We start from the raw sequence: 13147 nt of genomic DNA, 5'->3' as shown, positions 1-13147 counted from the left end.
AGAACACAATTAATTCATGGGAAATAAAATTATCATATTCAATCCTCGAAGTGCCAATGCAAAGCATCGCTTACCGAATACCATTATTCAAGTAGGCGCAGCGATTCATGGAAAGTATGACTATGTTTTTATTGATGGAAACATGGAAAAAGATCCTTGGGTAAAAATTAGTGACTATTTTGCTACGGGCGAATTCAAGTATTTTTGTCTCACTGTAATGCCAGGACCGCAATTAAAACAAGCGATTCCGTATGCAAAGAAGATTAAAGAATTATATCCGGATGCTATTAATATTTGGGGCGGATATTTTGCCTCCAACCAATATAAAGTATGTTTAAATTCAGGCTATGTTGATTATATTATCAACGGACCTGGCGACAATACGTTTCCAAAATTATTAGATGTTTTGGAAGGAAAAAGTGATGAAAAACTCATGCTGATTCGCAATTTAATCTTCAAAGATGACGAAGGTAAAATTGTGCAAACAGTCAAAGAAGCCTTGCTCGATCAGGATTCATTGCCTTCATATCCGTATGAATATTTCAACTCGTTTTATCCGCTAGAGCGTTATTTGGCAAAAACCTTTATGGGACAAAAAACCTTTGCGTATCACTCAAGTATGGGTTGTCCGTTTAGCTGTTCTTTCTGTGCCGTTGTGCCAATTTATAATGCAAAATGGAAAGCAAAAGCAGCAGGCACTATTTATAAAGATTTAAAATATTTTAAAGAAAAATACAATATTGATGCTGTAGAGTTTCACGACAATAACTTTTTTACATCGCGTAAACGTGTGATGGAATTTTCCAAACTCGTGATGGACGATAATATCGAATGGTGGGGCGAAGGGCGTATTGATACAATTAATAAATATTCTGACGAAGAATTGCATTATATGCGAAAAGCAGGTTGCCGCATGATGTTTTTAGGTGCTGAGACTGGAAATGATGAAGTACTAAAACAGATGAACAAAGGTGGAACACAATCTGGACAAATGATCAAGGACTTTGTGAAGCGCATGAAAGATGTAGACATTATTCCAGAATTATCTTTTGTATTAGGTTTGCCTGGACCGGATGAAAAGAAAGTATACGAGCAAATTTTGTGGGATATTAACTTTATTCGAGAAATAAAAAGTATCAATCCGCACGCAGAAATTATCATTTATTTATACAGTCCTGTGCCAACTGAAGGTTCAGAATTGTACCAACAAATTGTAGATGCAGGATTTTCTTTCCCTGAAAAATTAGAAGAATGGATTGAACCAAGTTGGGAAAAATTCGATTTACGAAGAAATCCGCTTACACCTTGGTTAAAACCGTATATGATTGATAAAATTCAAAATTTTGAAACCGTTCTGAATGGTTATTATCCAACAGCATCTGACTTTAGAATTAAAGGATATAAAAAATGGTTGCTAAAATTAGTTTCAGGATATCGCTTTAAATATGGTTGGTACAAGTTTCCGTATGAAATTAAGGTGTTGCATAAAATTTGGAAGTACCGTCAGCCAGAAATTGAAGGTTTCTACTCTGAATAATCTTGCTGAAATATGGTTAAAAAACTCAAAAAACACCTATTTCCTATTGCGAAATTTTTCTTTGATAAGTACACCTTAAAAAAACGAAAGTATACTTACGAAGGTATTACTGTGAAAATTAGTGCCGAAGTATTTCCACCACATTTTACGATAAGTACAAAGATTTTATTGGAATATATCAAACCACTAAATCTTACTGATACAAACTTTTTAGAACTCGGTTGTGGCTCTGGAATCATCTCGCTTTTTGCGGCTTCTAAAGGTGCCAATGTAACGGCTTCCGACATCAATCAAATTGCGATAAAAGAACTGAAAGATGCTTCTGTTAAGAATGAAATTTCACTGAATGTTCTCTATTCGGATTTGTTTGAAAATTTGTCCGATCAGCAGTTTGACTATATTATTATCAATCCGCCATATTATCCAAAAGCACCACAGAATGATAAAGAACTTGCTTGGTTTTGTGGAGAAAATTTTGAGTATTTCGAAAAACTCTTCGCACAGTTGCCCAATCATCTTGCGCCAAATACATGGATGATTCTATCGGAAGATTGTGAAATTGATCACATCAAACAATTAGCGACTAAAAATGGACTTTCCTTTGAATTGATTTTAGAAAAAAGTGTAGTCAAAGAGAAAAACTATATCTTTAGAATTCAAAAATTATAACCGATTTGCAAACCACTTCACGAAACATATTGCTGGATATATTAAAAGTCATCGCAGCGATACTCATCATTTGTGTGCATTGCAAATTTTTATTCGAATACACAAAGGTTGGACATCATGTCACGAGTAACGGCATATTTCGCATCCCAATTCCGTTCTTTTTTACAATAAATGGTTTCTTTTTGTATACTGTTTTCCAGAATGATCGTATGAAATTTTGGGTAAAACGTGTTGGCCTTTTGTATTTGATTTGGATGCTGATTTTCAGCTATTTTTGGATTCTTCCTGTGTATGAAGAACCACTGAAAATTATTCCAACAGCACTTTTCGGATTTACACATTTATGGTATTTAGCGGCACTTTTTTTGGGTGGAATACTTTTATATCAACTCAGAAAACTCTCAAATACCGTATTAATAGTACTGGCACTTCTGCTCTATCTCACGGGATATACAATTCAAATACTCAGTAATTTTAATGTATTTACAGAACCTGCTGTTATCGTCAAAATCCTTGATTTTCAGCCTATACACCGCAATTTTTTGTTCTTTGCGTTGCCGTTTTTAAGTATTGGCTATGTGATGCGACGTTCCAATTTTCATTTAAAACTAAAAAAAACGCAGGTAAGCATTCTTTTAGTGTTTAGTATTTTATTGCTGATTACAGAAAGTTTGACAAACTACTATATCAATCCAGGAGCAATTTTTAATATGAGCATTTCCTTTTTAGGTTTAGGTCCCATATTATTGATTACAGCTTTTTCTTTTAAAGTCAATTCAAATTTCAACAGCAAACTCCTATCATCCTATTCTATTGCACTTTATTTGGTGCATCCGCTCGTTTTGGTATTGATTTATCAATTTTTCAACTTAGATTCGATTACCCTAACACTTGTAACTGTTTTATTGTCTGGAATTTTGAGTTATCTCTTAATTTTACTTAATAAAAAAATCAAATATATTCTGTAAATCATTACGAAGTTATGGTATAATAGGAATCAGATGAACACTAAAATTTTCTTGTGATTTTTTTGAAAAATAGTATTAATGAGAAAAAGTATATATTTAAGCTTTAAAAAGTTAATACTGTATTGCAAGTTTCCCCTCGAAATATATTAATAGACATTTTAAAAATTATAGCTTCGTTGCTGGTTGTTGCCTTTCATTGCAATTTTTTATATGATCACAATGAATTTGTAAATTATCTTTTTTTTAAAGGCATCTTTCGACCTGTAATTCCATTTTTTTTCTGTGTCAACGGATTCTTTTTATACACTATATTTAAGAATGGACGTATTAAATTTTGGGCCAAACGCATTGCCATTTTGTATGTGATATGGATGCTAATTTTTAGCTACTTTTGGGTTTTTCCTAACTACAATAGTCCCAAAAAGCTGTTATTAAATATTGTTATTGGTTTCAATCATTTATGGTATGTTGCCTCATTTTTAGTAGGCGGATTGCTATTGTACTCCATTCGAAAACTTTCTAACAAAACCTTACTCATAGGTTCCATCATACTGTACAGTATAGGATATTTTATTCAAATATTAGGTGATTTAAAACTCGTTACAGAACCAGAACTGCTTGTCAAATTGGTAAACTTTACACCTACGCACCGCAATTTTTTATTATTTGATTTGCCATTTTTAGCCCTTGGATATATCATTCGACGTTCTAATTTCCACAAACAGCTAAAAAGAAGACACATCATCGGATTACTGATACTTAGCGTTGTATTGCTTACCGTAGAGAGTTTGTTTAATTATTATTATAACATAGATCGTTCGTTGAGTATTATATGTCTTTCCTGTTTTATAGCAGCTCCAGTATTATTACTATCTACATTTTCATTTACTGTAAATGCTAGGTTAGATAGTAAGTTATTATCATCCTATTCTATTGCCATCTATTTGGTACATCCATTAATCGTTTTTATTATTAGATATTTTGTTACTTTAGAGTCCATATCCTTAACTTTGGTAGCAATTATACTATCTATTGTTGCTAGTTATTTTTTAATACAACTCAATAAAAAACTGAAATACGTTTTATAAATCATTTTTTGTGAAAAAGAAACTCAAATTTACCTTCGTCATCTTTAGAAATGTGCTAATCACTTTCTTTTTATTAGAAATTGTATTAGGCATTTTTTATAATTATTACGATCAAAGTGGCGTTGATGGAAATACAGAACGTATTATTGCTTCAGGAATGTATGAAGGTTCTGGTTTGACTGATGAAGACATAAAAATCATTCACCGAGAATTGCGAGAACAAGACATGATGTGGGAACCATATTTGCATTATCGTTTTAAGCCAATGAATGGAAAATACAATACCATTTACAAAAACGGACTTCGTAAAACTGCAAATCCAAGTTTGAAAGATTCTGCAACAGCGATCAAAATATTTTGCTTTGGCGGTTCTACCATGTACAGTTCGGGCGCACGTGACCAACATACTATTCCTTCTGAATTGTCACAATTAATTCATAAAAACTTCCCTGATCAAAATGTGGAAGTAACCAATTTTGGTTGTCACGGATATACACGTGCCACTGAGAACATTCAGCTACAGCGAGAACTTATAAAAAATAACATTCCAGATATTGTCATTTTCTACGATGGAGTCAACGAAGTTATTTCTGGACACCAAAACAATGCTGCTGGCGAACCGACAAATGCTTATAATAGAAGGCGAGAATTCAAATTGGCACATAGTTATAAAAAACGCGTTAAACTGATGATAAATTCGAGTAATTTGTATCGATTTATGACCACCATGCAACGCAAAATATTTTCAGGTTCTACGTATGCACAATTAAGTTCACGATCGGATGCTTTGGCCACAGACATTGCAGAAAATTATATTGGTTTGGTAGAAATTTCTAAAAGTTTAGAAGACGCATATGGTTTTAAAGTCTTCAATTTTATGCAACCTAATATTTATTCTAAGAAGAATTTATCAGAAACGGAGAAAGAATATTTTAAGATGCAACAGTATTACGAAAACTTATATACCTTGGCGTATGAGAATGTTCGCAAAGATTCCTTAATGATCAACGATTCAACATTTGTTGATGTTAGCGATGCTTTTGACCATACAGATCGTACTATGTATTTCGATTTTTGTCATACAGGCGAAAAAGGAAATCAATTGGTGGCCGACAGAATATTTACACATATTCAACCTTTATTAATGCCAAAAGTAAAAGATACTGTAACAATATCTGAAACCGAACAACTAACAAAAACCAATCAATAATTATATAAAGAAACATGGAACAACTTTTAACCTTAGATAGTCTTTTTACTTTATTAATGCTTGTATTATTGCAAGCTGTATTAGGATTTGACAACTTATTATACATTTCCTTAGAATCGCAAAAAGCGCCAAAAGACAAACAATCATACGTTCGAAAAATGGGCGTTGGTTTGGCAATTGTTTTGCGTATTGTATTGCTATTTGTACTGCTAGAATTGATTAAGTATTTCCAAAACCCGTTTTTATCCTTACATAGCAACTCGTTCATTGAATTTGACGTAAATGGACATAGTCTGATTGTGTTGGCTGGTGGAGTTTTTATTATTTACACTGCCGTAAAAGAAATTTGGCACATGATGCTCATGAAAGAGCACGCTGCAGTAGAAGGTGCCGAAAGTAAAAAGTCTGTAAAAAGCGTGATTATTTGGATCGTCATCATGAATTTAGTCTTCTCTTTTGATTCTATTTTAAGTGCCATGGCATTGACGAACGAAATGGATCCGATGCCACAATTAGTATTAATGACCATTGCCATTGTATTAGGTGGATTGTTAATGATTGTAATGGCTGATAAAGTATCGAACTTTTTGCAGAAAAATAAAATGTATGAAGTACTCGGACTCTTCATTTTATTTATTGTAGGAATCATGTTATTGTCGGAAGGTGGACATTTAGCTAATTTAGAATTATTCGGAAATCATGTAACGCCAATGAGCAAAACAACATTCTATTTTGTCATTATTACCTTAGTAATTATAGATATTGTACAAGGTCGCTACCAAAAGAATTTACTAGCAAAAAAAGAAGCACAAGATAAAGCTGCTGAAGAGAGAGAATAGTTGATTGCAGATTTTTGATTGACGATTGCTGATTTACTAGCATAAACGTCTGATCGAGTGAAATTCTGAAAAGAATTTTGTATCGAGATCTACTATGAAGTGTATGAGTTTAGTTTTTGAAATAATTCAATAGTTACAATTTCAAAGTACTTCTCGACTGCGCTCGAAGTGACAATCTTATTCCAAAGGAAGCTCCGACTGTAAAAAATCACTCAACACCACATTTCCTTGATCATTAATATGTGGATCGTTGGCAAAATACAATCGATGATCAAACGTATCATTGACTTGAAACACCGACAAAGGATTTACTTGTATCACATTTGTGTATGCGTTTAAATCCTTTGTTGCTTTTGCAAAAAACGGATACTCTGATTGTTGTATGGCAACTTCATCTTCAAACGTAGCGCCTAAACGATTCAAATTGCTCATATAATAGGAATTGACTTGCGAACAATGTGGAATCCACACCAAATACACAGGTATATCTTTGGGAATGGTTTCTAAAAAATGATGCATTTCTGCAAGCCAAGCATCATAACGTGAAGCAAAAGGATCTTTCAACATCAATGTATTATTAAAATATCCTGCATCAAAATTTAGAAAGCGCTTCGTTCGTTGATCGTAATATTCTTCCGAAAAAACATCCGTTGCCATGGTGTAGGTTCTGCTATTTACGCGTGGACTAAACATAGATGCTTTATGATTCAAATAGGATAAACTCAAAAAACAATCGGAAACTGCCCAATATAAATTTCGGGTGATGGAGAATTTTTCCCAACTCCACAAATGATCAACATCTGTCAAATCGTTCCCCACATATATTTGATACATAATGGCTTTCGGGTTGTGCTTTTTGATCTTTGAACTCGCAAAAGTATTTACTTGTCGGATGCCAATTCCGGGCACACTCACATTCACAAACGATGTATTTGGATTATTTGCACGCAACTTATCTATATAATTGATCTCTTTCGCTGTAGCGGAAAAGGAATCACCAAACACCAAAAAATCTACGGAAGTATTTGCCAAATCTGCCTCACTATTTAAATGTGAAGTCTCTGCTTTATAAAAGTCAATCACAGAATAGCGATACAAAACTTCAAACAATAAAAAACTTAACACCATAATAATGGTGAAATTGATTAAAAACTTCTTTATTTTTGGCAAAAATTTCATTGCTTACAATTTGATCAAAAATACTTTTAAAATTAAACTTTTGAGTAATTTTTTATCAGTTTAAAATGTAATTAGGCGCTTCATTGATCTTTTTTAAGAAACTGCGCGCAAAAAACTAATTATTTACGATTCAAAAAATAAAAAGTAAGCTTATGAAAACCAATACATTCAACTATTTTAAGGAATCTACAGAATGTATTTGTTATCTACAGAATTAATCTTACCTTTGCGGACTCTTTTAAAGAGATAGGAATGTTTAATTAATAAAAAAATTAGTGTGGATACATTAAGCTACAAAACAATTTCAGCCAACAAAGCTACTGCAGATAAGCAATGGGTTTTAGTTGATGCTGAAGGACAGACGCTAGGGCGTATGGCTTCTAAGGTAGCAAAATTACTTAGAGGTAAGTACAAGCCTAGCTTTACACCACATGCTGATTGCGGAGATAATGTAATTATTATCAATGCAGAAAAAATCAACTTAACTGGAAACAAGTGGACGGACAAAACATATATTCGTCACACAGGCTATCCAGGTGGACAAAGATCACTAACTGCTACGGAACTTTTCGAAAAAGATCCTGCAAAATTAGTAGAGAAATCAGTGAAAGGAATGTTACCAAAAAACAAATTAGGTAGCGCTTTATTCCGTAACCTAAAAGTGTATGTTGGAGCAGAGCACGGACAAGAAGCTCAAAAGCCAACTACTATTAACTTAAATGATTTAATGTAACATGGAAGTTATTCACAAAATTGGTCGTAGAAAGACCGCTGTTGCTCGTGTTTATGTAACTCCAGGAACTGGAAACATTACAGTAAACAAAAAAGCATTTGAAACGTATTTCCCAACTCCAACATTACAGTACAAAGTAAAGCAACCATTTGCTTTAACAGAAACTGTTGATACGTACGACGTAAACGTAAACGTATATGGTGGTGGAGCTACTGGACAAGCTGAAGCTGTTCGTTTAGCAATCTCAAGAGTATTATGTGAGATCGATGCTGAAAACAGATTAGTTTTAAAACCAGAAGGATTATTAACAAGAGATCCAAGAATGGTTGAACGTAAGAAATTTGGTCAGAAGAAAGCTCGTAAGAAGTTCCAATTCTCGAAACGTTAATTTTTGGTCGTTTTTCAAAAAAACGTACTGTTCATTTATTATTGAAATTAAAATCATGTTGTCGTTGTTTCGCAATTGCGAAATTTAGTTTAGCATCTAAATAGATAAGACCAATTATACAAACACAATTGCTACTCATCTATTGCTAATTCAACGGAACGTAAACTATTTACAAAAATGGCAAATAACATAGAAGTAAAAGACTTACTTGATGCAGGTGTACACTTTGGACACTTGACAAGAAAATGGGATCCAAACATGGCGCCGTACATCTACATGGAGCGTAATGGAATCCACATCATTAACTTATACAAGACTGCTGCTAAAATTGACGAAGCTAACGAAGCTTTAAAGAAAATTGCAGCCTCTGGTAGAAAAATACTTTTCGTAGCTACCAAAAAACAAGCAAAAGACATCGTTGCTGAAAAAGCAGGGAAAGCTAACATGCCTTACATCACTGAAAGATGGCCAGGTGGAATGTTAACTAACTTTGTAACGATCAGAAAAGCCGTTAAAAAAATGGCTTCTATTGATAGAATGAAGAAAGATGGAACGTTCATGACTTTATCTAAGAAAGAACGTTTACAAGTAGATCGTTTAAGAGCAAAATTAGAGAAAAACTTAGGTTCTATCTCTGATATGACACGTCTTCCAGGTGCATTGTTCGTAGTTGACATCAAGCGTGAACACATCGCGATTAAAGAAGCTCAAAAATTAAACATTCCAATTTTTGCAATGGTTGATACAAATTCTGACCCAAGAGAGGTTGATTATGTAATTCCTGCAAATGATGATGCTTCTAAATCAATCGATAAGATCTTAACGCACGTTACAGATGCAGTAATCGAAGGATTATCTGATAGAAAAGCTGAAAAGGAAGCTAAGAAAGCTGAAAAAGAAGCTGCTGCGGCACCTGCTGCTCCAAAAGCAGAAGCTAAACCAGCTGCTCCAGCTCCAGCTCCAGAAACAACTGAAGCTCCAGCAAAAGAAGAAACAAAATAATTATTATTTAACGTTGATACGTTCATTCATCAAAGAGATATAAGTAGTTTTGCTACTCGTTTTTGAAGATGCTGAATGGACGTACTAACATTAAAACAATCAATAAAATGGCAAAAATTACAGCCGCAGAAGTAGGTAAATTAAGAAAAGCTACCGGTGCAGGAATGATGGACTGCAAAAAAGCATTAGTTGAAGCAGAAGGTGACTTCGATAAAGCAATTGAAATTCTTCGTAAGAAAGGTCAAAAAGTTGCTGCAAAAAGAGCAGATCGTGACTCTTCAGAAGGTGTTGCTGCTGCTAAAGTAAATGCAGACAATACTGCTGGTGTTGCAATTGTTTTAGGATGTGAAACTGACTTCGTTGGTAAGAACGAAAGTTTTGTTGCATTAGCAAAAGACTTCGCTAACTTAGCAATTAACCATACTACGAAAGAAGAGTTTTTAGCTGCTGATTTCGGTGGAATCACTGTTGCTGAGAAATTAACTGAGCAAACTGGTGTAATTGGTGAGAAAATTGACATCAAAGCATTTGACAGAGTTGAAGCTGCTTATGTTGGTTCTTACGTACACATTAACAAAATTGCTGCTGTTGTTGGATTATCTGCTCAAGTAGATAACGCTGAAACTTTAGCAAAAGATTTAGCAATGCAAGTTGCTTCTATGGGAGCTACTACTTTATCTTACAAAGATTTCGATCCAGCATATATTGCATCTGAAACAGAAGCTAGAATTGCTGCAATTGAAAAAGATAACGAAGAATTAGAGCGTTTAGGAAAAACATTGAAAAATGTTCCTCAATACATCTCTATGGCTCAATTAACTGAAGAAGTATTAGCACAAGCTGAAGAAGCTGCAAAAGCACAATTAGCTGCTGAAGGAAAACCAGAAAAAATCTGGGATCGTATCTTACCTGGAAAAATGGAAAGATTCATTTCTGATAATACAACTTTAGACAAAGAGCAATGTTTATTAGACCAAGACTTTATCAAAGATGAGAAGTCTACAGTTGCTAAATATGTTTCTACATTTGGAGACGTTGAAGTAATAGGTTTCAAACGTGCTTCTTTAGGATAAGCAAAATTACTCCTCGGAGTTTTATATATAAAAAGGATCGTTCAATGGACGATCCTTTTTTTGTTCTCTTTTTTTAACAAGCTGTATTCTGCGTAGGCATACAATTAGTATGACCACAACTGTGCACTTCATTAGTATTATATCCACAAAAGGCTTCCTGTGTATTTCCACAAAGTGTTCCACCAGTAGGACCACCTCCACCATCAGTAGTATCACAACAAACATGAACTGCCGCTGAAAGTGACTCAATACAAAAATCCTTTCTACTATGACCACCTCCTTTTATGGATTCAAGGTTACCTAAATTGGAGATATTCGATTTATTCAATCCTAATTTTAAACTTCTTTTTTTCATAATTTATACTTTAAATGATTAATATATTATGAAATTGTGCACATTTTCTATACTCCAAACCTATAAAATAGAAACCAAAAAAACACTAGAGAGTTCATAAATGCAAAACCATTTTACAAAAACGTTCGTTTCTTTTTAAAATGCGTATTATTTATACCCAAAAACAACATTTTTTACTATATAATTCTTATAAACATCAATTTTGAGAATCCGTAAGTTCCTTTTGAAAGAGTTTTATATAAACAAAAGTATCGTCCATTGAACGATACTTTTCATTTTTACATTAAATCTGATAACTGATTTAACCACACAAACAATGTGTTTGTTTTGTACAACCAAGACTTGCACTTCCTGTATTCCCGTGGCATCCTGAAAGTTTTGTATCTGGACATTCATCAGTTCCAAATATTGGACAGCATAAGTCTAGAAAGTTTCTACTAACGGTATGTACACAACCCACAGCATTTGACGTATTATTTCCCGCTTTAATTGTTGATAAGTTCGAAATTTCTGTTTTATTCAAACTTAAATTCATTTTCTTTTTTTTCATAATCTTAAAGAATTTTGATTAAACTTTTTATTAAAATTACTTACTATGCCCTTTCATAAAAAACTTTTGAAGTCGGTTTTTTGAAATTACGACTAGTAAAAATGACTTCTCTATAGCTTAAAAAAATTCTCTTAAATTTACACTGAATCCAGCAAAAAAGGATCGTCAAATTGACGATCCTTTTTTTGTTTTATACATGCTTGCTAGCAATTAGCAAGTTTGTCCCCATCGAGTTGACGTACATCCTCCACCAGGCGTAATAGTTCTACATTCAAGTTGTGTGTCTGGATATGTTTGGTCACAACATACACCATCTACAGCAGTAAAAGTTTCAATACAAAACTTAGCTACACTATAAGTTCCGCCTCCACCTTGAATGGTACTTAAATTTGAAATACTTGCTTTCTTTAATCCTAACTTTAATGATTGTTTTTTCATAATAATGTTTTTAAATTAATATGAGTTAAAATTAGTGCTATCGGCACTATTAGGAAATCCCACGTTTATGGTATTTTTTAAATTTTGAAATCAACATGCAATCAAAAAGTCTCCAAATTCTATTCGAAATACACGGTAAGATTGTGACAAAATAGATTCCAATTCACAAAGCATTTTACACAAAAAAAGAGTTGTCAAAATTGACAACTCTTTTATATACACATTATGTTTATTGGTTTTTAGCAAGTTTCACCTACTTGTGTCGGAGTTCCTCCTCCCATACAATTTGTATGACCACAGCTAAAAACTTCCCAAGTCTCATAAGTGCAAAATGCATTACAAGTTGCATTTATAGTTCTATTTGGATTTGTGTCATCACATACACCATGCTGGCTATCGATATCAGAAATATTTTTTCCTCCTCGTAGGTTGTTTAAATCAGATACTTTCTGCCTTTTCAATTGTAATTTTAATGTTTGCTTTTTCATAATAGTATTTTTTAAAATTAATGTTGATTAAAATTAGTGCTATCTACAATTGTAAAAAATCCCATGTTTATGGTATTTTTTCAATCTTTAAAGTCAAATAGTAAATGTTCGCTGGTTAAAACAAAAAAAGACCGCCAAGCGACAGTCTTTTCTTCATGTGAATTATAGCAAAGGTTATTACAATCCTTTTACCATATGTCTTTAGCACTATAACAATGCTTTTTTTTTAAAATCCTCCATTGGTTCCACATCCATCAGTATCGCAGCAGAGATCTATAGCGAAGGTTAACGACTCAATACAAGTACTTTCTTCACTGAATGTTGTATTTCCTCCTTTAATTGCATCGAGGTTGCTTAAATTTGAAATTTTTGATTTACTCAATCCTAATTTTAAGATTCGTTTTTTCATAATATTTTCGTTTTTAATGATTAATGATATCCAAAATTAAGAAACTACTAAGCACAAAAACGTTAACATTCTCACAATAAAACAGCAACTTTCCTGCAAAAAATTATTTAATAGATGCCTCAAAAAAAAGTTGCCATTGGCAACTTTTTTTCTTCTTTTTCATGGGTGCAATTTTTAAATAACTTATCTGTAAAACAGTATTTTTTTGTTCTAAAAACACT

Annotated in this window: 16 protein-coding genes; 10 read left to right on the top strand and 6 right to left on the bottom strand. The window is 33.1% G+C overall.

Going from position 1 to position 13147, the window contains the following annotated elements:
* The first annotated feature begins 16 nt into the window (after window positions 1–16).
* The 6 genes from Q0845_RS02045 (at window position 17) to Q0845_RS02020 (ending at window position 6311) form a co-directional block, all read left to right on the top strand.
* Window positions 17–1537 (top strand): radical SAM protein, encoded by a 1521-nt coding sequence (locus tag Q0845_RS02045; protein WP_298508347.1) that lies wholly within the window; start codon window positions 17–19, stop codon window positions 1535–1537.
* Between the two features lie 12 nt (window positions 1538–1549).
* Entirely contained in the window at window positions 1550–2206 is a 657-nt protein-coding gene (locus tag Q0845_RS02040; RefSeq protein ID WP_298508344.1) for a methyltransferase, read from the top strand.
* A 5-nt stretch (window positions 2207–2211) separates the two neighbouring features.
* Complete coding sequence (locus tag Q0845_RS02035) at window positions 2212–3174, top strand: acyltransferase family protein (protein WP_367180636.1); 963 nt, start codon at window positions 2212–2214, stop codon at window positions 3172–3174.
* Between the two features lie 122 nt (window positions 3175–3296).
* Window positions 3297–4262: an acyltransferase gene (locus tag Q0845_RS02030; protein ID WP_298508341.1), complete on the top strand. Its 966-nt coding sequence runs from the start codon at window positions 3297–3299 to the stop codon at window positions 4260–4262.
* A 10-nt stretch (window positions 4263–4272) separates the two neighbouring features.
* Window positions 4273–5472, top strand: a complete 1200-nt coding sequence (locus tag Q0845_RS02025) for an SGNH/GDSL hydrolase family protein (RefSeq protein WP_298508338.1) — start codon at window positions 4273–4275, stop codon at window positions 5470–5472.
* A gap of 14 nt (window positions 5473–5486) precedes the next feature.
* Window positions 5487–6311: a tellurium resistance protein TerC gene (locus Q0845_RS02020; protein WP_298508336.1), complete on the top strand. Its 825-nt coding sequence runs from the start codon at window positions 5487–5489 to the stop codon at window positions 6309–6311.
* Window positions 6312–6488: 177 nt separating this feature from the next.
* Here Q0845_RS02020 and Q0845_RS02015 read toward each other — a convergent pair whose 3' ends face one another.
* A complete protein-coding gene (locus Q0845_RS02015; RefSeq protein ID WP_298508334.1) occupies window positions 6489–7490 on the bottom strand; it encodes a hypothetical protein in 1002 nt (333 codons plus the stop codon).
* A 277-nt stretch (window positions 7491–7767) separates the two neighbouring features.
* Between Q0845_RS02015 and rplM the strand changes: the two genes are divergently transcribed.
* The 4 genes from rplM to tsf all read left to right on the top strand — a co-directional run bounded on the left by rplM (window position 7768) and on the right by tsf (window position 10686).
* Window positions 7768–8223: a 50S ribosomal protein L13 gene (gene rplM / locus Q0845_RS02010; RefSeq protein ID WP_298508331.1), complete on the top strand. Its 456-nt coding sequence runs from the start codon at window positions 7768–7770 to the stop codon at window positions 8221–8223.
* A gap of 1 nt (window position 8224) precedes the next feature.
* Complete coding sequence (gene rpsI, locus Q0845_RS02005) at window positions 8225–8611, top strand: 30S ribosomal protein S9 (protein ID WP_298508328.1); 387 nt, start codon at window positions 8225–8227, stop codon at window positions 8609–8611.
* A gap of 177 nt (window positions 8612–8788) precedes the next feature.
* Entirely contained in the window at window positions 8789–9613 is an 825-nt protein-coding gene (rpsB, locus tag Q0845_RS02000; protein ID WP_298508325.1) for a 30S ribosomal protein S2, read from the top strand.
* Window positions 9614–9720: 107 nt separating this feature from the next.
* Window positions 9721–10686, top strand: coding sequence for a translation elongation factor Ts (tsf, locus tag Q0845_RS01995; protein WP_298508322.1), 966 nt, complete (start codon window positions 9721–9723; stop codon window positions 10684–10686).
* Window positions 10687–10759: 73 nt separating this feature from the next.
* Here the strand turns inward: tsf and Q0845_RS01990 are convergent, their stop codons facing one another.
* The 5 genes from Q0845_RS01990 to Q0845_RS01970 all read right to left on the bottom strand — a co-directional run bounded on the left by Q0845_RS01990 (window position 10760) and on the right by Q0845_RS01970 (window position 12926).
* Window positions 10760–11041 carry a hypothetical protein gene (locus Q0845_RS01990; protein ID WP_298508319.1) on the bottom strand — a complete coding sequence of 94 codons (282 nt, stop codon included), beginning with the start codon at window positions 11039–11041 and terminating at the stop codon, window positions 10760–10762.
* Between the two features lie 301 nt (window positions 11042–11342).
* Window positions 11343–11591, bottom strand: a complete 249-nt coding sequence (locus tag Q0845_RS01985; protein ID WP_298508316.1) for a hypothetical protein — start codon at window positions 11589–11591, stop codon at window positions 11343–11345.
* Between the two features lie 210 nt (window positions 11592–11801).
* Window positions 11802–12029 (bottom strand): hypothetical protein, encoded by a 228-nt coding sequence (locus Q0845_RS01980; protein ID WP_298508313.1) that lies wholly within the window; start codon window positions 12027–12029, stop codon window positions 11802–11804.
* Window positions 12030–12268: 239 nt separating this feature from the next.
* Window positions 12269–12517, bottom strand: coding sequence for a hypothetical protein (locus Q0845_RS01975; protein ID WP_298508310.1), 249 nt, complete (start codon window positions 12515–12517; stop codon window positions 12269–12271).
* A 226-nt stretch (window positions 12518–12743) separates the two neighbouring features.
* Window positions 12744–12926 (bottom strand): hypothetical protein, encoded by a 183-nt coding sequence (locus Q0845_RS01970; protein WP_298508308.1) that lies wholly within the window; start codon window positions 12924–12926, stop codon window positions 12744–12746.
* Window positions 12927–13147: the final 221 nt, after the last annotated feature.

Origin of the sequence: uncultured Kordia sp. (assembly GCF_947489565.1) — a bacterium.
In the GTDB taxonomy this organism is placed as follows: domain Bacteria; phylum Bacteroidota; class Bacteroidia; order Flavobacteriales; family Flavobacteriaceae; genus Kordia.
The sequence above is the reverse complement of the archived record's forward strand: the minus strand, read 5'-3'. Positions and strand labels throughout refer to the sequence as shown.